Source organism: Variovorax paradoxus, assembly GCF_000834655.1.
Lineage (GTDB): Bacteria > Pseudomonadota > Gammaproteobacteria > Burkholderiales > Burkholderiaceae_C > Variovorax > Variovorax paradoxus_F.
Genome location: NZ_JXQQ01000075.1, coordinates 1 through 18,008, shown reverse-complemented (window position 1 = coordinate 18,008; position 18,008 = coordinate 1). Strand labels below are relative to the sequence as shown.

The 18,008-nt window shown below is 67.7% G+C and carries 18 protein-coding genes; 12 read left to right on the top strand and 6 right to left on the bottom strand.

Annotated elements, in window-relative coordinates; translation table 11 throughout:
- Position 1: 1 nt before the first annotated feature.
- The 6 genes from RT97_RS25285 to RT97_RS32175 all read left to right on the top strand — a co-directional run bounded on the left by RT97_RS25285 (position 2) and on the right by RT97_RS32175 (position 7,041).
- The gene (locus tag RT97_RS25285) at positions 2-637 is read left to right on the top strand and encodes a paraquat-inducible protein A (RefSeq protein WP_042581603.1); all 636 of its coding nucleotides are present in this window, start codon (positions 2-4) and stop codon (positions 635-637) included.
- Positions 634-1,374: a paraquat-inducible protein A gene (locus RT97_RS25280; RefSeq protein WP_042581602.1), complete on the top strand. Its 741-nt coding sequence runs from the start codon at positions 634-636 to the stop codon at positions 1,372-1,374. Before RT97_RS25285 ends, RT97_RS25280 begins: the two co-directional genes overlap by 4 nt.
- Positions 1,371-3,035, top strand: coding sequence for an intermembrane transport protein PqiB (locus RT97_RS25275; RefSeq protein WP_042581601.1), 1,665 nt, complete (start codon positions 1,371-1,373; stop codon positions 3,033-3,035). Before RT97_RS25280 ends, RT97_RS25275 begins: the two co-directional genes overlap by 4 nt.
- Complete coding sequence (locus RT97_RS25270) at positions 3,032-3,670, top strand: PqiC family protein (RefSeq protein WP_080898423.1); 639 nt, start codon at positions 3,032-3,034, stop codon at positions 3,668-3,670. The genes RT97_RS25275 and RT97_RS25270 overlap by 4 nt, the downstream gene beginning before the upstream one ends.
- Before the next feature lie 155 nt (positions 3,671-3,825).
- Positions 3,826-5,430, top strand: coding sequence for an MFS transporter (locus tag RT97_RS25265; RefSeq protein WP_042581599.1), 1,605 nt, complete (start codon positions 3,826-3,828; stop codon positions 5,428-5,430).
- 177 nt (positions 5,431-5,607) lie between these two features.
- Complete coding sequence (locus RT97_RS32175; protein ID WP_052810748.1) at positions 5,608-7,041, top strand: PAN domain-containing protein; 1,434 nt, start codon at positions 5,608-5,610, stop codon at positions 7,039-7,041.
- Positions 7,042-7,116: 75 nt separating this feature from the next.
- On the opposite strand, the gene RT97_RS25255 is transcribed toward RT97_RS32175, so the two are convergent.
- On the bottom strand, positions 7,117-7,629 hold the full coding sequence (locus tag RT97_RS25255; protein WP_042581598.1) for an HD domain-containing protein: 513 nt from the start codon (positions 7,627-7,629) through the stop codon (positions 7,117-7,119).
- 184 nt (positions 7,630-7,813) lie between these two features.
- On the opposite strand from RT97_RS25255, the gene RT97_RS25250 reads away from it, so the two are divergent.
- From RT97_RS25250 to RT97_RS25225, 6 genes are all read left to right on the top strand, one after another.
- Complete coding sequence (locus RT97_RS25250) at positions 7,814-8,848, top strand: TRAP transporter substrate-binding protein (protein ID WP_042581597.1); 1,035 nt, start codon at positions 7,814-7,816, stop codon at positions 8,846-8,848.
- Positions 8,849-8,854: 6 nt separating this feature from the next.
- A complete protein-coding gene (locus RT97_RS25245) occupies positions 8,855-10,744 on the top strand; it encodes a TRAP transporter large permease (RefSeq protein WP_042581596.1) in 1,890 nt (629 codons plus the stop codon).
- 22 nt (positions 10,745-10,766) lie between these two features.
- Positions 10,767-11,804, top strand: coding sequence for a LacI family DNA-binding transcriptional regulator (locus RT97_RS25240; protein ID WP_042581595.1), 1,038 nt, complete (start codon positions 10,767-10,769; stop codon positions 11,802-11,804).
- 138 nt (positions 11,805-11,942) lie between these two features.
- The gene (locus RT97_RS25235) at positions 11,943-12,935 is read left to right on the top strand and encodes a hydroxyacid dehydrogenase (protein WP_042581594.1); all 993 of its coding nucleotides are present in this window, start codon (positions 11,943-11,945) and stop codon (positions 12,933-12,935) included.
- A 37-nt stretch (positions 12,936-12,972) separates the two neighbouring features.
- Positions 12,973-13,794, top strand: coding sequence for an amidohydrolase family protein (locus RT97_RS25230; protein ID WP_042581593.1), 822 nt, complete (start codon positions 12,973-12,975; stop codon positions 13,792-13,794).
- A gap of 162 nt (positions 13,795-13,956) precedes the next feature.
- Positions 13,957-14,436, top strand: coding sequence for a VOC family protein (locus tag RT97_RS25225; protein ID WP_042581592.1), 480 nt, complete (start codon positions 13,957-13,959; stop codon positions 14,434-14,436).
- 19 nt (positions 14,437-14,455) lie between these two features.
- On the opposite strand, the gene RT97_RS25220 is transcribed toward RT97_RS25225, so the two are convergent.
- From RT97_RS25220 to RT97_RS25200, 5 genes are all read right to left on the bottom strand, one after another.
- On the bottom strand, positions 14,456-15,907 hold the full coding sequence (locus RT97_RS25220) for an MATE family efflux transporter (RefSeq protein ID WP_042581591.1): 1,452 nt from the start codon (positions 15,905-15,907) through the stop codon (positions 14,456-14,458).
- Positions 15,904-16,479 (bottom strand): DUF2239 family protein, encoded by a 576-nt coding sequence (locus RT97_RS25215; RefSeq protein WP_042581590.1) that lies wholly within the window; start codon positions 16,477-16,479, stop codon positions 15,904-15,906. Before RT97_RS25215 ends, RT97_RS25220 begins: the two co-directional genes overlap by 4 nt.
- Before the next feature lie 82 nt (positions 16,480-16,561).
- Positions 16,562-17,014, bottom strand: a complete 453-nt coding sequence (locus tag RT97_RS25210) for an AsnC family transcriptional regulator (protein WP_253278317.1) — start codon at positions 17,012-17,014, stop codon at positions 16,562-16,564.
- Positions 17,011-17,373, bottom strand: coding sequence for a GIY-YIG nuclease family protein (locus RT97_RS25205; RefSeq protein WP_042581589.1), 363 nt, complete (start codon positions 17,371-17,373; stop codon positions 17,011-17,013). The genes RT97_RS25210 and RT97_RS25205 overlap by 4 nt, the downstream gene beginning before the upstream one ends.
- Before the next feature lie 72 nt (positions 17,374-17,445).
- The gene (locus RT97_RS25200) at positions 17,446-17,961 is read right to left on the bottom strand and encodes a hypothetical protein (protein WP_042581661.1); all 516 of its coding nucleotides are present in this window, start codon (positions 17,959-17,961) and stop codon (positions 17,446-17,448) included.
- Between the last annotated feature and the right edge of the window lie 47 nt (positions 17,962-18,008).

Below are 18,008 nucleotides of genomic sequence, written 5' to 3'. Positions count from 1 at the left end.
CATGAAGGAAGTACCTGACACAGTGGTCTGCCCGGGTTGCGACGCGGTCTACGCCCGCACGCCCCTCGCGCCGCGCGACGTGGCCCGGTGCCCGCGCTGCGGCACCGAGCTGGACAGGCACCCCGGATCGCAACAGCAGCGCATCCTGCCGCTCACGGTGGCGAGCCTCATCATGTTCGCCATCGCCAACCTGTTTCCCATCGTGGAAATCGAGCTGCGGGGCCTCACCAGCCAGACCACGCTGGCCGGCGCGGTGGTGGTGCTGGGGGCCGAGGGCATGTCGGTGGTGGCGCTGCTGGTGCTGGCCACGACCATACTTTTTCCGCTGCTGCAGCTGTGCATCCTGGCCTACCTCCTGATTCCGCTGCGCCGCGAGCATCGGCCGCTGGGCTTCGCAATCCTGGTGCGGATGATGCAGTCGCTGCGCCCCTGGGGAATGATCGAAGTCTTCTTGCTCGGCGTGCTGGTGGCGATCGTCAAGCTCTCCAGCATGGCGACCGTGGTGCCGGGGCCAGCGCTCTGGGCCTTCATGGCGCTGACGGTCACGCTGACGGCGGTGCTGTCGTTCAACCCGGGCGCCTTCTGGGAGATGACCTTCCGCGCCGCGGGCGACGAGGAGAAAGAGGCTTCCGCATGAAGTTCTTTCCGCGTTCCTTTCCGTTTCGCAAGCCGCGCGAAGCGCAGCCGGCCGCCGAAGAGTCCGCCCACGACCCCGACGCACCGGTCGCCACCGCCGCCTCGCTGGGTCTCCTGGCCTGCCCGCACTGCGCAGCCGTGTGGCAGGGCGGAGAGGAGGGCGATGCCTGCGGCCGCTGCGACACGCACCTGCATACGCGCAAGCCGCAGAGCCTCACGCGTACCTGGGCGTTCCTGATCGCGGCCTGCATCATGTATATCCCGGCGAACCTGCTGCCGGTGATGATCACGCGCACGCTGTTCGGCGCGCAGTACGACACCATCCTGAGCGGGGTGATCTATTTCTGGGTGTCGGGCGCCTACGGGCTGGCCGCCATCGTCTTCATCGCGAGCTTCCTGGTGCCCCTCTTCAAGCTGGCGGTGCTTTTCTTGCTTGTGGTGACGGCCCAGCGCGGGAGCAGCTGGCGCCAGCACGAGCGGGCAAAGCTCTATCACATCATCGAGATCATCGGCCGCTGGTCGATGCTCGACGTGTTCGTGGTGTCGCTCCTGACCGGGCTGGTGCAGATCCAGGGCTTCGCGGTCATCACCGCGGGCGTGGGCATCGCGGCCTTCGGCTCGGTGGTGGTGCTGACCATGCTGGCCTCGCTGAGCTTCGATCCGAAGCTCACCTGGGACAGCAAGGAAGCGCAGGCGGTGCAAGAGAGTTTCGAGAACAGGGAAGAACAAGCAGCATGAGTGAAGAAGATCCGCAACCGCAAGACAAACCGGCGCCCCCCGCGCCCCAGTCCGCGCCACCGTTGCCCAAGCCCCAGGTCAAGCGCCGCCGCGAGTGGCTGCCATCGCTGATCTGGCTGATTCCCATCGTGGCTGCGCTCGTGGGCGTGACGCTGGTGGCGCGCATCCTCCTGGAGCGCGGCCCCGAGATCGTGCTCACCTTCAAGACCGCCGAAGGCCTGGAGGCCGGCAAGACGGCGGTGAAATACAAGGACGTGCAGATCGGCCTCGTGCAGAGCCTGCGCCTGGCGCGCGACCGCTCGCACGTGCGGGTGCTGGTGCAGCTGAACAAGGACGCCGACGCCTTCACCGTGCAGGACTCGCGCTTCTGGGTCGTGCGCCCGCGCCTGGACACCTCGGGCATCTCCGGCCTGGGCACGCTGCTGTCGGGCGCCTACATCGGCGCCGACGCGGGCACCGCGACCGAGACGGCCGGCGAATTCACTGGGCTCGAGACGCCGCCCATCGTCACGCGCGATGCCTCGGGCCAGCAGTTCCTGCTGCGCGCGACCGACATCGGCTCGCTCGACGTGGGCTCGCCCGTGTACTTCCGCCGCATCAAGGTCGGCCAGGTGGCCGCGTACGAGCTCGACGGCGACGGCCGCGGCGTCACGCTGCGCGTGTTCGTCAATGCGCCGTACGACAAGTTCGTGGGCGTCAACACGCGCTTCTGGCAGGCCAGCGGCATCGATGCGCAGCTGAGCGCCAGCGGCTTCACGCTGCGCACGCAGTCGCTCGCGACCATCCTGCTCGGCGGCATCGCCTTCCAGGCGCCCGAGGACGCGATGGGCCCGCTCGCCAAGGAAAACACCGCCTTCATGCTCGCGCAGGACGAAGCCGCGGCCATGAAGGAACCCGACGGGCCTTCGCAGACGCTGCTGATGTACTTCAACCAGTCGCTGCGCGGCCTCGTGCCGGGTGCGCCGGTCGATTTCCGCGGCGTGGTGATCGGCGAGGTCAAGTCGATCGGCGTGGAGTTCGACCGCGCCGAGCGCGAGTTCCGCATGCCGGTGCTGGTGCAGGTGTATCCCGACCGCCTGCGCCGCCGCAGCAACGAGCGCGACGCGAACGAATCGCGCGCCACGCAGCAGGAGCGCCTGCGCTTCCTGGCCGAGAAGGGCCTGCGCGCCCAGCTGCGCAACGGCAACCTGCTGACCGGCTCGGTCTACGTGGCGCTCGACTTCTTCCCGAAGGCGCCGCCCGCCAAGATCGACCTGGCCAAGAGCCCGATCGAGCTGCCCACGATGCCCAACAGCCTCGACGAGATCCAGTCGCAGGTGCAGGAAATCGCGAGCAAGCTCAACAAGGTGCCCTACGAGCAGATCGCAGCCGACCTGCGCACCACGCTGACCACGCTCAACAAGACGCTCACCAGCGCCGAGCAGACCGTCACGCGCATCAACAACGACGTGACGCCCGAGCTGGCCGCGGCCATGAAGGACGTGCGCAAGACGGTGAACACGGCCGAGCGCACGCTGGCCGACGATTCGCCGCTGCAACAGGACATGCGCCAGACGCTGCAGGAGCTGACCCGCGCCGCGGGCTCGGTGCGCGTGCTGACCGACTACCTGGAGCGCCATCCCGAGTCGCTGCTGCGCGGCAAACCGGACGACAAGAAATGATGAAGAACCTCGCCTTCGGAAAACCCGCGCTGGCCGTTGCCGCTGCACTGCTGGCACTCGCCGGCTGCGCGAGCAAGCCCGACAACTACTACACGCTCGCCAGCCCGGTCGCGGCCGCCGATGCGGCACCTTCGACCTTGGGCAGCCCCGCGCCGCTCTACATCGAACTTGCGCCGGTGGCGGTGCCCGAGCGCTTCGCGCGGCCGCAGATGGTAGTGCGCCGGCCGGGCGGCAGCGTGCAGGTCGAGGTGCTGGAGCAGCACCGCTGGGCCTCGTCGTTCGAGAACGAACTGCGCGATGCGCTTTCCAGCAACATCTCGGCGCGGCTGGGCGCGCTCGACGTGACCAAGGGCGGGCGCCAGACCTCGCAACCGGTGTGGCGCATCGCGGTGCAGCTGCGGCAGTTCGACGCGGTCGATGGCGGGCGCATCGATGCGAGCTTCAGCTGGACGCTGCGGCGCTCCGACGAAGCGCGCACGGTGGTGTGCCAGTTGAATGTCGGCGAATCAGCCGGCAATGGCATGGACGCGGTGGCGCAGAGCGCCCAGCGGGTGACGGCGGCCACGGCTGCAGCCATTGCGCGCAGCGTGAGCGCGGCGCGTGCGAACCCGCCCGCCACGGCATGCGCGCTCTGACTCTTTTTCTTTCTTTCTCCCCCGCTGGGGGAGGACGGGGGCGGGGGCACGACGGAGCTCATCGAGGCATGGCGTCCAGTTGGGAGATGCCCCCATCCCAACCTTCCCCCAAAGGGGGAAGGGGCAAGACCGGAATTCGGTAGATCGGCGACACCATGGCACAGATCGGCAAGGCGCCCTGCGACGACACGCTGATCCTGCACGGCGCCCGGGCGGAGGAAAGCACCTGCCCGGATGCCTCCAAGCCGTGGGTGCTGGCCGCGGCCATCGTCGGCTCGAGCATGGCCTTCATCGACGGCACGGTGGTCAACGTCGCGCTGCCGGCCATCCAGGCGGACCTCAAGGCCACGGCCTTCCAGGCGCAGTGGGTGGTCGAGTCCTATGCCTTGCTGCTGGCGGCGCTGTTGCTGGTGGGCGGGGCGCTCGGCGACCACTATGGCCGGCGCCGCATCTTCGCCATCGGCGTGGGCATCTTCGCGTTGTCCTCGGTGGCCTGCGGGCTGGCGGCCGACGTGCACCAGCTCATCGCCGCGCGCGCCGTGCAGGGCATCGGCGGGGCGCTGCTGGTGCCGGGGAGCCTCGCGCTCATCAGCGCGGCGTTTCCAGAAAAAGAGCGCGGCAAGGCCATCGGCACCTGGTCGGGTTTCAGCGGCATCACGGCGGCCGTGGGGCCGGTGCTCGGCGGCTTCCTGGTCGATCACGTTTCCTGGACCTGGGCCTTCTACATCAACGTACCGATGGCGCTGCTCGTGCTGTGGATCACATGGCGCCACGTGCCCGAAAGCCACGGCGCATCGGCCAGCGGCGGGCTCGACGTGTGGGGCGCGCTGCTTGCCACTGCCGGACTGGGCGGCGTGGTCTATGCCTTCATCGAGGCGCCGACGCAGGGCTGGAATTCGCCGTACGTGCTCGCGGCGCTGGGCGTAGGCGCCGTGGGGAGCGCGGGCTTCATCGCGGTGGAGCGCAAGGCGCGCACGCCGATGCTGCCGCTGGGCCTCTTGCGCATCGGCAACTTCAGCGGCGCGAACCTGCTGACGCTGCTGCTCTATGCGGCGCTGGGCGGCGGGCTGTATTTCTTTCCGCTCAACATGATCCAGGTGCAGGGCTACTCGGCCACCGCGGCGGGCGCGGCGCTGCTGCCTTTCATCTTCATCATGTTCGCGCTCTCGGGCTGGGCCGGGCAATTGGTCGACCGCTTCGGACCGCGCCTGCCCCTGGTCATCGGGCCGGCCATCGCGGCGGTGGGGTTCGTGCTGTTCGCGGTGCCGGGCGTCGGCGCGAGCTACTGGAGCGGCTTCCTGCCTGCGGTCGTGGTGCTGGGCCTGGGCATGGCGGTGACGGTCGCGCCGCTCACCACCACCGTCATGAACGCGGTCGGGCCCGATCTCGCGGGGGTGGCCTCGGGCGTCAACAACGCGGTGTCGCGCGCGGCGGCGGTGCTGGCGATCGCGGTGTTCGGCGCCGTCATGGCATGGGCCTTCGATGCCGCGCTTGCGAACGGCTTGCGCGAGATGGGTGCCTCGGCGGAGATCTCCGCATTCCTCGAAGGCGAGCGCAGCAAGCTCGCCGGCGCGGTGATGCCGCCGGGTGTCGATGCGGCCACCGCGGCGTCGGTCAAGCGCGCCGTGGCCGAGTCGTTCGTCGCGGGTTTCCGGTGGGTGATGCTGCTGAGCGCAGGCCTCGCGGTGCTCAGCGCGTTGAGTGCGTGGCTGATGATCGGCAAAGGCCCGGCCACGCAGCCCGTCGATGAAAAACGGTAGTCCAAGCACAAATCGATGACAGCCCGACGTATAGCCCAGGCCTATACGACACCGAAGATTTTTGAATTGGATCGATAGCAGCCGCCAGTGATTTACTCCGCCCGGAGTTGCAGAAGCCACGCGAAGAAGCGGGCAACACGGGATTCATCCAACGTTCACGCGATGAGGAGACATCACATGAAGCCATCGATCCGCGCCGGCCTGGCGTGCCTGTTCACAGCGCTCGCCGGCCATGCCGCCGCAGCATCGCTCGACGCGTTCACGCTCTCGCCGAATGCGGCGATCTCGGGCTACAACGTGGAGAACCTTGCGCAGTCCACGCCCGAGATGTGCGCCACCGCCTGCCTTGCGGCACCGCGCTCGAACTGGTGCGTGTCGTTCGACTTCAACAAGACCAGCCAGAGCTGCGACCTGAGCGACAAGCAGGCCGCCGACGTGGGTGGCCTGAAGACCGACTACCCCGGCAACCCGTACGACCACTACAGCCTGAAGCCGGATCCGCTGAAGGCGTTCACGCGCACGCCCGACGCGGCGATCAGCGGCCACAACACCGAGACCCTGCAGGCGGTGACGCCCGCGGACTGCGCCACCGCCTGCACCGACGCGAGCCGCGCCGCCTGGTGCAAGTCCTTCGACTATCACAAGACTCCGCAACGCTGCGACCTGAGCGACAAGCGCGCGAGCGACGTCGGCGGCCTCAAGACCGACTACGCCGGCAACCCCTACGACCACTACGCGCTGATCGCGGGCGAGGGCGTTCCCAACCCGGTGCCGGGCAACAAGCACGTGCTCTTGATCGGCATCGACGGGCTGCGCGGCGACGCGGTCCAATGCAACGGCTGCGTGCAGACGCCCGCGATGTCGGCGCTGATCGCGGGCGGCGCCTTCCACGGCAACGTGCTGGCGGGCGGCACCAAGCAGGCGACCGTGAGCGGTCCCGGCTGGTCGTCGGTGTTCACCGGCTTCTGGGCCGACAAGCACGGCGTGACCTCGAACGACACCGGCCTCGTGATGAAGAAGACCCACGTGTTCGACCTCATCAAAGCGGCCTGGCCCACGGCCACGACGGCGGTGGTGGGCGACTGGTTCAACATCACCCACAACCTGCGCCCCGCGAAGGCCGACTTCGTCGTTGCCAACGCGGCCAAGAATTCGCAGCAGGCCACCGATGCCGTGAAGGGCTGGCTCGGCTGGAAGAACCCGCCGACGGCCATCTTCTATTACCTGCACAACGTCGACATCCACGCGCCGAGCTACGACCCGCTGAACGCCAACTACCGCAGCAAGATCGCAGGCGAAGACCAGCAGATCGCCCAGGTGCTCGACGCGCTCACCGCACGGCCGAACTACGCGAACGAGGAGTGGCTGATCGTCGTGACGTCCGACCACGGCGGCACCGGCAGCGGCCACGGCGGGCAGACGGCCGCGGAGCGCGACACCTTGCTCATCCTGAACAACAACTATGCGAATCCGCTGAAGGCCAGCTACTGCCTGGGCAACCTCGGCGCGACCGCGATGCTGCAGGTGGACGGCGCGACCCCGCACATCCTGGACTTCATGGGCTTGCCCAACGCCACCGAAGGCCACAAGCACCCGAGCTGCGGGCAATAGTCGGGGCAATCAGCGCACTGGTCGATCGCCCGATCACCAGCAGCGTGCCCTGTGCACGCCGCCCCGAACAGCGTCTTACGACGCCCGCCACTCCAGCAGGAGCTCATCGAGCTCGCCCCACAGCGGATCGCACTGCCCCTTGCGAAACGCAGCTGCCCTGAAGGTCGCTTGCTCCCCTCGATAGGTGTCCCAAAGCTGCCGATGACCATCGGCCACGCAGGCCCGCACGTTGGCAAGCCGGTCCGCCGCCTTCACCACGAGCGCGAGTTCCTCGTCGCCCGTCACCTGCGCCATCGCCGCATAGGTCTTGGCCTTGCGCTCCTTGCGGTTGGCGCCCGGAGCATCGGTCAATAGCGACACGCACCGGGCCACGAGATCGCCGAAGCGCTCCTGCACGTCCGACACCGTGGCATCGGTGTCTTCCACCACGTCGTGCAGATAGCCGACGACCCGCGCCGTCTCTCCATAGGGCTGCAGCAGTGCGACGACCGCATCGAGGTGGTGAACGTAGGGATGCGTGCCGTATGTCTGGTCGCCATGCATGGCGATGGCGTAGTCGCGCGCGGCTTCGGGTGTCGATGTGGTCATGAGGGCGTCCGTGCGTTGGTTGGCCCATTCTGCCTACGCGGCTGTCTGCTTTATCTCGTTTACGAAGGAAAACACCTATCGGAACCGCATTGCCGCCATTCTTGTGTATCGATACAGTAAATCGTTCCACCAAAGAGCCAGACCGAACAACCGAATGGGCAATCGACCCACAGGAGACAACACCATGACCTCGATTTCACGCCGCCAGTTCGTCCAGTCTTCCTCTGCGCTGTCGCTCGCGATGGCGACCGCGGGCCTCCAGCAGGGCGCCTCGGCGCAGGAGAAAACCGTGGTGCTGCGCCTGTCGTCGTCCCACGTGGCCGACCTCAATTCGTCGCACTTCGCCTGGTCGCAACTGATGCAGGCCAACTTGAAGAAGGCGGTGGGCGAGCAGATCCGCATCGACTACTTCCCGAACAACCAACTCGGCAAGGAGAGCGACGTGGTGCAGCAGGTGAAGGTGGGCTCCATCGACATGATGCTCACCGGCTCCTCGATCTGGGCCACGGTGACGCCGCAGCTGGGCATGCTCGACCTGGGCTACGTGTTCGACAGCTACGAGCACGCCGCGCGTGCGCTGGACAGCGGCGTCGGCGGCAAGCTCAACGACATGCTGGTGAAAAGCACCGGCTGCCAGGTCATCACCTGGGGGGCGCACTACGGCGCGCGCAACGTCTACACCAAGCAGCCGGTGAAGTCGCTGGCCGACGTGAAGAACGTCAAGCTGCGCGTGCTGCCCACGCCGGCCTTCATCGAGACCTTCAAGATCATGGGCGCGATCCCCACGCCCATCTCCTTCGGCGAGCTCTACATGGCCGCGCAGACCGGCGTGGTCGACGGCTTCGAGCACGACGCGGCCACGGTGCTCGCGAGCAAGCTCAACGAGGTCGTCAAGTACTGCTGGATGACCGAGCACCTGTTCAGCCCGATGGTGTGCGTGGCCGGCAAGCGCGCGATGGACAAGATCCCCGCCGCGCTGCGCCCCGCGTTCCTGAAGGCCGCCGCCGACTCCACGCTGCAGCAGCGCGAGATCGGCACCCAGAAGGGCCTGCAGGCGATCGAGGAACTCAAGAAGCTGGGCATCGTCTTCACGCCGATGGCCAGGAGCGAGCGCGACTTCGTGCGCAAGGAGATGGAAACGCGCCTGTGGTCCGGCTTCGCAAAGCAATACCCGGAGACGGGGCCGCTCTTCGCCGCCATCACCGCCGCGCGCGCTTGAGCGGCCATGTCGAGCCTCTCGATTTCGCCCACGGCGATGGAGCCGGCACTGGGCTTCGACGTCAACCACGCGTCGGGCCGGTGGCTCGCCTGGCTGATGCGCATGACCGAGTACGTCGCCGGCGTGGTGCTGGCCGTCGACGTGATCGTGGTCTTCATCTCGGTGGTGTTCCGCTACTTCCTGCACGACCCGTTCGACTGGGCGGAGGAGGTGGCGCGCGCGCTCATGATCATCCAGGTGTTCTTCGGCGCGGCCACGGTGCTCGCGCGCAGCCAGCACGTGGGCGTGGACCTGTTCCGCGGCCTGCTGCCCGCGCGCTGGCAACCGGCGCTCATCCAGTTCGGCAGCTGGATCGTCGTGGGCGTGTCGGCGAGCCTCTTCGCCTCGTCGTGCGAGCTGCTGCTCGACTCGTACAACATGACCACGCCCATCGGCATGCCGCAGTGGATCTACGTGTACCCGGTGACCATCGGCAGCCTGTTCATGACGCTGTTCGGGCTGGCCAATGCGGTCAACGGGCCTTCGCGCATGGTGTGGTCGACGCTGGGCGTGGGCGTCGCGCTGACGGCCGCGGTCGTCGCATGGAACACGCTGGTGCCCGGCCACGCGATCCCGCCGTGGGCGCTGCTCACCGCGGGCTTTCTCGGCGGCATGGCGCTGGGCATGCCGATCGCGTTCGTGCTGGCGCTCTCGTCGCTGGTGTTCTTCATGGCCGACCCGTCGCTGCCGATGCTCGTTTATTCGCAGCAGGTGATGGCCGGTACCGACCACTACGTGCTGCTCGCGATTCCGTTCTTCGTGCTGGCGGGGCTGTTGATGGAAGCCAACGGCATGTCGTCGCGGCTCATCGAGCTCCTGCTGCGCATGTTCGGGCGGCTGCGCGGCGGGCTGGGGCTCATCACCATCACGGCCACGGCGTTCTTCTCGGGCGTCTCGGGCTCCAAGCTCGCGGACGTCGCGGCGGTGGGCGGCATCATCATGCCGGCCGTGCGCAAGACCAGGCAGGACCCGAACGAGACGGCGGGCCTGCTGGCCTGCACCGCGGTGATGGCCGAGACGATCCCGCCCTGCATCAACATGATCATCATGGGGTTCGTCGCCAACATCTCGATCGCCGGGCTCTTCATGGCGGGGCTGGTGCCCGCGGTGGTGCTGGCGCTGTCGCTGGCCGCGGTCACGATCTACGTGGGCACCAGGATCGACCCCGACGAAGCCTTCGACGTTCGCACGCCGATGTTCCGGCTGCTGGGCGGCGCCTTCGTCGCGCTCCTTATGGTCGCGATGATCGGCAAAGGCGTGACCTCGGGCATCGCGACATCGACCGAGGTGTCGTCTTTCGCAGTGATCTATGCGCTGGTGGTGGGCTGGCTGGCGTTTCGCGAGCTCACGGTGAAGTCGGTGGCGCGGCTCTTCGTGCGCTCGGCGTCGATGGCCGGGGGCATTCTCTTCATCGTGGCGGCGGCGTCGAGCCTGTCGTTCGCGCTCACGATCCAGCAGATTCCGCAGTACCTGTCGGAGTTCATGATCGGCTTTGCACATTCGTACGGGAGCACCATGTTCGTGATGCTGTCGGTGCTGATCATGATCGTGTTCGGCGCCATCCTCGAGGGCGCGCCGGCGCTCATCATCTTCGGGCCGCTGCTCACGCCCATCGCCTCGCAGCTCGGGGTGAACCCGCTGCACTTCGGCACGGTGATGGTGATTGCCATGGGATTCGGCCTCTTCGCGCCGCCCGTGGGCCTGGGCCTTTTCGCCACCTGCGCGATCACCGGCACGCAGGTGAAGGACGTGGCCCGGCCGATGCTGAAGTACCTGGCCATTTTGTTCGTTACCCTCGTGGTCCTGGTGCTCGTGCCGGCGTTCTCCACCTGGCTGCCGGCGCGCATGGGCTTGTGACGATGAAAACAGGAAGGACTCCGTGAGCAGAATCACCGATGTGGCCCAGAAGGCCGGGGTGTCGACCAGCACCGTGTCGAACGTGTTGAACGGCCGCAGCGACCGCATGGCCGCAGAGACGCTGGCCCGCGTGGAGGCCGCGATCCGCGAACTCAAGTACCGCCCCAACACCTCGGCGCGGCAGCTCAAGACGGGGTACACGCCGCTGCTGGGCCTGCTGGTGCCGTCGATGGCCAATCCGATGTACGGCTTCATCGCGCGCGAGGTCGAGACGCTGGCGCAGGAGCGCTACGGCTTTCGCATCATGATCGGCAACACCTACCGCGATGCCGAGAAGGAAAAGCACTTCTTCGAGGACCTGATGGCGCACGGCGTGCGCGGCGTGATCATCATCTCGTCGCTGGTCGACGAGCAGCATGTGGAGGCCGCGGCAGAACGCGGGCTGGTGGTGGTGAGCTACGACCGCCGCGCCACGCCGGGCATGCCCTCGGTCATCGACCACGTGACGGTCGACAGCTTCGAGTCGTCTCGCATAGCGACCGCGCACCTCATCGAACAAGGGCACCGGCGCCTCGCCTTTGTCACCCCCTCGGGCCGCACGATGAGCCGGAACGAGAAGATCAACGGCTTTCTTGCCGCCGCGAAAAGCGCGGGCCTCGAAGCAAGCGCGCAGGTCATCGAGGGCCTGCCGGTCGACGAGTACGGCGACTCGATGATGAGCGAGCTGGGCCGCATGCAGGCCAGCCTGCTCGCCAAGTCCCCCGACCATCCCACGGGCGTGATCGGCGTGAACGACCTGCTGGCCTTCGGCCTCATGGCGGGGTTTCGCGATGCGGGGCTGTCGGTGCCGCAGGACGTGTCGGTCATCGGCATCGACAACGTGTTTCTCTCCACGCTCATGTACCCCGCGATGACCTCGGTGCGCGTGCCGGTGCCCGAGATGGCGCAGGTGATGGTCGAGCGGGTGATGAGCCGGCTGGCCGATGCATCGCTGCCGACGCAGGAGTTCGTCTTTGCGCCCACGCTGGTGGCACGCGATTCGGTGGCGCCGCCGCGCTGAAATGAACCTACCCCCGAATCTCCGCGCACTTCGTGTCGCTTCGGATCCCCCGTCGAGCGGGCGCACCCCATGGCCCGGCGAAGCCGGTTGCATGGGTGCCTCGGCATGGCCTGTTTTCCCCTTCTTCTTCGCTTTCAAATGACCACGGTTTTCGTCAGCCATCCGCAAAGCAAGCTCGCCCACTATTTCGGTGACCGGGCCACCGCGGCCCTCGAGGCCATCGCACAGGTGCGCTTCAACCCGACGGACAACGACCTCTCGTCCGCCGAACTGGCCGAGCTGGCGCAGGGCTGCGACGCGATCGTCTCTTACCGGCAGACGGTGGGCGACGAAGCGCTGTTTGCTGCGCTGCCCGAGCTCAAGGCGTTCGTGCGCTGCGCCATCGACATCCGCAACATCGACGTGGCTTCGGCGAGCCGGCATGGCGTGCTGGTGACGCAGGCGAGCGCGGGTTTCATTGCGTCGGTGTCGGAGTGGATCGTGGGTGTGATGATCGACCTGGGCCGGCACATCAGCGCATCGACCGCGCTGTACCACGCGGGCCGGCCGGTCGTGCCGGCGATGGGGCGCGAGCTGCGCGGCAGCACGCTGGGCGTGATCGGCTACGGGCAAATCGGCCGCTACCTCTGCGACGTGGCGATGGCGCTGGGCATGCGCATCGTGGTGCACGACCCGCATGCCTCGACCGGACGGGCCGAGCTCGAACAGGTCGCGCTCGATGCGCTGTTGGCGCGATCGGACTTCGTGGTGTGCCTGGCGCCCGCCAACGAGGCCACCGAGAACCTGATGGACGCCTCCGCCTTCGCCGCGATGCAGCCGCACGCCTTCTTCATCAATGCCTCGCGCGGCAACCTCGTGGACGAAGGCGCGCTCATCGCCGCGCTCGATGCCGGCACCATCGCCGGCTGCGCGCTCGACGTGGGCCGCGCACCCGACCAGATGCCGTCGCCGCGCGTGGCCGCGCATCCGCGCGTGATCGCCACGCCGCACATCGGCGGGCTCACGCCACCGGCCGTGGAGCACCAGGCGATGGAGACGGTCGCGCAACTGGGCGAGATCTTCCAGGGGCGGGCGCCGAAGGGCGCGGTCAACGCGACCGAGGCCTGGCGCTGGCAGAAGGCCTTCGGCTGACCGTTCCGTTCATCACAACCACGCAAAGAGACGCCCCATGGAACCCACCCGCAACACGCGCTACCCCGGCGCCTGCGACTGCCACGTCCACATCTACGAAGACCGCTTTCCGCTGATCCCCAACGTGGCGTGGGTACCGCCGCATTCGCCGGTGTCGGCCTACCGCGCCGAGGTGCAGGAGCCGCTGGGCATCGACCGCGCGATCGTCGTGCAGCCGACCGGCTACGGCTTCGACAACAGCTGCACCCTCGATGCGCTCGCGCAGTTCGGCGATGCGGCGCGCGGTATCGCGCTGGTCGCGCCCGAGGTGAGCGACGGGGAGATCGCGCGCCTGCACGCAGGCGGCATGCGCGGCGTGCGCTACATGATGATCGGCGGTGTGCTGAGCTGGGCCTCGCTCGAGCCGATGGCCGCGCGGCTCGCGAACGCCGAATGGATGGTCAACCTTCAGCTGGACGGCCGCACGATCCCCGCGCACGAAGAGGTGCTCAAGCGCCTGCCGTGCCGGCTGGTGCTCGACCACAACGGCAAGTTCCTGGAGCCGGTGGCGCCGGAGCATCCGTCGTTCCAGTCGCTGCTGCGCGTGCTCGATTCGGGGCGCGTGTGGATCAAGCTCTCCGCGCCCTACGAGACCTCGAAGGTGGGCGCGCCCGGCTACGACGACGTGAGCCTGCTCGCGCGCACGCTGGCCGAGAAGTTTCCCGAGCGCTGCCTCTGGGCGAGCAACTGGCCGCACCCGGGGCGCGATCCGCGGCCGGATGCGGTGCCGCTGTACGACCTGCTGTTTTCATGGGCCACGAGCGACGACACGCGGCGCCGCATCCTGGTGGACAACCCGGGTGCGCTCTACGGGTTCTAGCCAGAACGGCTCGTGGAGGGGAGGGTAGCCAGCGGGGGATGCGCAACGGCAGGCGAAATGCCTACCCTGCGAAAGCTCGGCTTGACAGGGCCGTTTCGGGCTTGAATACTGAACTCTCTGGTTCATCGAGGACCGTGGCTCAACCCCCCAAGGAGACGCTTCATGCAACGGATCATTCCGTGCCTCTGGTTCGACGGCAACGGCGAAGAGGTGCTCGATTTCTACACCGGCATCTTCCCGAACTCCCGCGTGACCGACCGGCTGAAATGGCCCGCCAACGGCCCGGGCCCCAAGGACGGCAGCCTCTTGACCGCGACCTTCGAGCTCGGCGGCCAGGCGTTCATGGTGCTCAACGGCGGGCCCGACTACAAGTTCACCCCGGCGCTCTCGCTGTACGTGCCGTGCGAGACGCAGGCCGAGGTCGACAATTACTGGGACAAGCTGCTCGAAGGCGGCGGCAAGCCCGTGAAATGCGGCTGGCTCACCGACCGCTACGGCGTCTCGTGGCAGGTGGCGCCCACGGCCATGATCCGCATGTTCCAGGACAAGGACCCCGAGAAGGCCGGCCGCGCGATGCGGGCCATGATGGAGATGACCAAGCTCGACCTGGCCACCGTGCAGAAGGCCTACGAGGGCCGCTGACCCCCGCCGGCGCGCTGCATCAGACCAGCTTGTGGATGGCCTTCTTGCGCCACACGAGCTGGTAGTACGCGGTCTGCAGCAGCAGCATCGCGCCGAAGGTCACGGGGTAGGCGATCCAGATGCCGTCCAGCCCGATGCGGTGGCTCATGACCCAGGCCACCGGCACCTCGACGCCCAGGATGCAGACGATCGAGATCAGCGTCGGCACCAGCACCGAGCCGCTCGCGCGCATGACCCCCGACGTGGCCGCGGCCATGCCGAAGATCACCAGGCTCCACAGCATGATGTGCAGCAGCGTCTGCGCGATCTCGATCACCGGCGGGCTGGTGATGAAAAAGCCCATGAGCGGCCGCGAGAACAGGTAGCCCAGCAGCACGAGGCTGCCGGTGAGCACGAGGTTCATCATCAGCGCCGTCCTGGTGATCGCGCCGAGCCGGTCGGCGCGGCCCGCACCGATGGCCTGCGCGCCGAGGATCGAGGCGGCAATGGCGATCGAGATGGCCGGGAACTGGACGTACGCCACCACCTGGTTCACCGCGCCGTAGGCGGCCGTGGCATTGGAGCCGTAGCTGTTGACCATCGACAGCAGCACCACTTCGGCCAGCGCCACCACGATCATCTGCACGCCCGTGGGCACGCCGATGCGCAGCACCGCCTTGAGCAGTTGCGGCTGGATGCGCAGGTAGCGGAAGAACTCCGCATCGGGCGCGAGCGGGCTCCTTTTCTGGCGCAGCCGAAAGCCCAGCCAGGTGGTCGCCACCACGAACGAGAGCACCGAGGCCCATGCGCCACTGGCCACGCCCATCTGCGGCAGGCCGCCCCAGCCGCGGATGAGCGCGGGCGTGACCACCAGGCCGATCAGCGTGGAGATCACCAGCGTGAGCAGCGGCGTGACGGTGTCGCCCACGCCGCGCAGCATGGCCGTGGCGAGCAGGAACACGAACACGCCCGGCATCGCGACCAGCATGATGCGGGCGTAGCGTGTGGAGTCGGCCAGCACGTCGGGCGGGGTGCCCAGCGCGGCCAGCATCGGCGTGGTGAAGGCGCCGCCGAACACCGCGATCACCAGGCCCATCAGCACGCCCACGGTGAGCGTGGTGCCGGCCACGGCCTTGGCCTTGGCCGCATCGCGCGCGCCCCAGGCCTGCCCGATGAGCACCGAGGCGCCGGCGCCCAGGCCGATGATGAAGGCGATGAAGAAGAACATCACCGGAAAGAAGCTCGACACCGCGGCCAGCGCGCCCACGCCGAGCATCTGCCCCACGTAGACGTTGTTGAGCGTGCCCGAGAGCGATTGCAGGATGTTGCTGAGCAACATCGGCGCGAGGAAGAAGAGAAACACCTTCCATAGCGGCCGCGGCGCACCGACGGGCGACACGGGCACACCTTTGAGGCCGCTCGGGCCGGCTGCGGGAGGCGGTGGATTTTCTGGGGGCGTCGAGGTCGTGGAAGTCGCGGGGGTGGCGCTCATGCAGGGGTGCTCCAGCCGGCGGCTGACAGTTCTTGGAGATGGGTGCGCAGGTCCGCGGGCCAGGCGTCGATGAGGCCCTCGAAGCGGTTGCGCTCGCCGGCGAACAGCGCGCGCGTGGCTTCCTCGAAACCGGGCAGGGCGCCGGCGATCGCGGTCATGAAGCGGTAGGTGGCCTCGCGCGAGGCGCGCACGGCATCGCGGTCGGCATTCACGCGGCTGGCCTCCTGCACCAGCCGCCGCAACGCGACCGAGGCGCCGCCCGGCTGGCGGTTGAGCCAGTCCCAGTGGCGCGGCAGCAGCGTGACTTCGCGTGCGACCACGCCCAGCTTCGGGCGCCCCACGCCGCGCGGCGCGTCGTCATGGGTCTCGGTGCTGGCTGCGTGCGGCACGACACCGGCCTGGTTGTGCACGTCGAAGTCCAGCGACTCGCCGGTCTGTGCGTCGAAGACGAGATAGGGCGTGTCGTCCTTGCGTTCGCGCAACTGCGCGAGCACGTCGGCGGTGCTGCCTTTGGCGATGCGCTTGAAGCCGGCGAAAACGATGAGTTGGATGGGTTGCGTGTCGGATGGCATGTCGAATGGCTGTTCTTTCTTCCGGTCCGTTCGAGGCGAGGCAAGGTGCGTCGCGAGGTGCGTAATCTACCCGCTGAACGGCTCAGGCGTTGGGTGTGTCGGCAAGGCAGAGCGCAAGGAGCGCGGCATGGATCTGCGGCAGGCTTTCGGGCGCCAGCGGTTTCACCGCATCGGCGCAGATCGCCTCGGCGGTCGTGACCGCAGCTTGCATCAGTTTGCGGCCGCCGGGTCGGATGGCTGCAAGGCGATGGTCGTGGGATTGGTCTTCGTTGGCGCCGGCCCTGCGTTCGGCCAAGCCTGTTTTTTCGAGCAGGACCATTTTGCGAAGCAGCGCCGACATCGGCAACCCCAAGGCGCGCGAAAGATCGGGCATCGCCATGCGGCCGCCTTCGGCGCGCAGCAGCAAGTGGAGCAGCGTGAAGTCTTCGTAGTCCAGGCCGTGGAAGGCGCCTAGGTCTTCACGCAATTTCAGGTTGAGGCTGGCATGGGCGCGACCGATGGCCAGGCAGAAGTCAAGGGCGTCGACGCTGATCATGGCGTGTCGTAGCCCTGGTCCCCGACGCATTGGAGTTCTTCCCGCCAGAGTTCGAGCAGCTTCTGGAGCTCGGCGGCCCGGTCGAACGCAGGGTCGTCGCGCTCCTTCACGCGATCGATCACCTCGAAGCTGAAGTGTCCGGCGCCATGCGCGATCCAGTCGCGCACCAGCGCCTTGTTGCGGTGCGAGCGCAGGCCCAGTTCGAAGCGGGCCCGGTTCATCGCGCCCTCCACGTCGAGGCTCCCGGCCACATAGACGCGCCCGTTCAGCGTGTTGCGGATGACGAAGACGCCCGCGGGGAGCACCGTTTCCTTGTATTTCCTGACGAGGGCGCGCCGCGTCTCTTGAGGCATGTTCATGCCACTGATATTACCCGGGTGAAATAGGAAATGCAATATAACCCGGGTAAAACTAGAGGATCAGCCTTTCCCTCAGCTTTCCCTCAGACGCCGCCATCCCCGGTAGATCCCGCGGTTGAACACCCGGACGACGCGCCACGCCCGGCTGTGGCGGACCAGGTCCAGCCCCCGGTCCTTCCAGGCCTTCCAGCGCGGATACCAGCGGGCAAACCAGGGAATGCGCATCAGCGGCCCCTCGACCAGCTGGAAGATCCGCGCCACGACGGCCGTGCCCGCCAGCTTGGCCAGCACCAGCACGGTCACGCCGGTGGCTGCATGGCCGCGGCTGAAGAGAAAGAGCGCCAGTACCTTGACCGGTAAAAGCAGCACTACCGGCACCAAGAACGCGAGCAGCGCGCCCCACGGCGGCAGGCGGCGCAGGCGCTCCTCCAGGCGCGCCCAGACGGGCAGGCGCGCGAGCCGCCCCACGATCGCAGCGAGCGGCTCCCAGCCCCACTCCTCGAAGAGGAGGAAGGGAACGAGCAGAACGGTGGCAACCGCGCGAAGCACGGAGCGCAGGGCGCGTGGTGCGCCCGAGGGGGAGGTCATGCGCGAAGGGTACGGCATGGCGCGGCCGGGTGGTCCGGCCGCGCCTG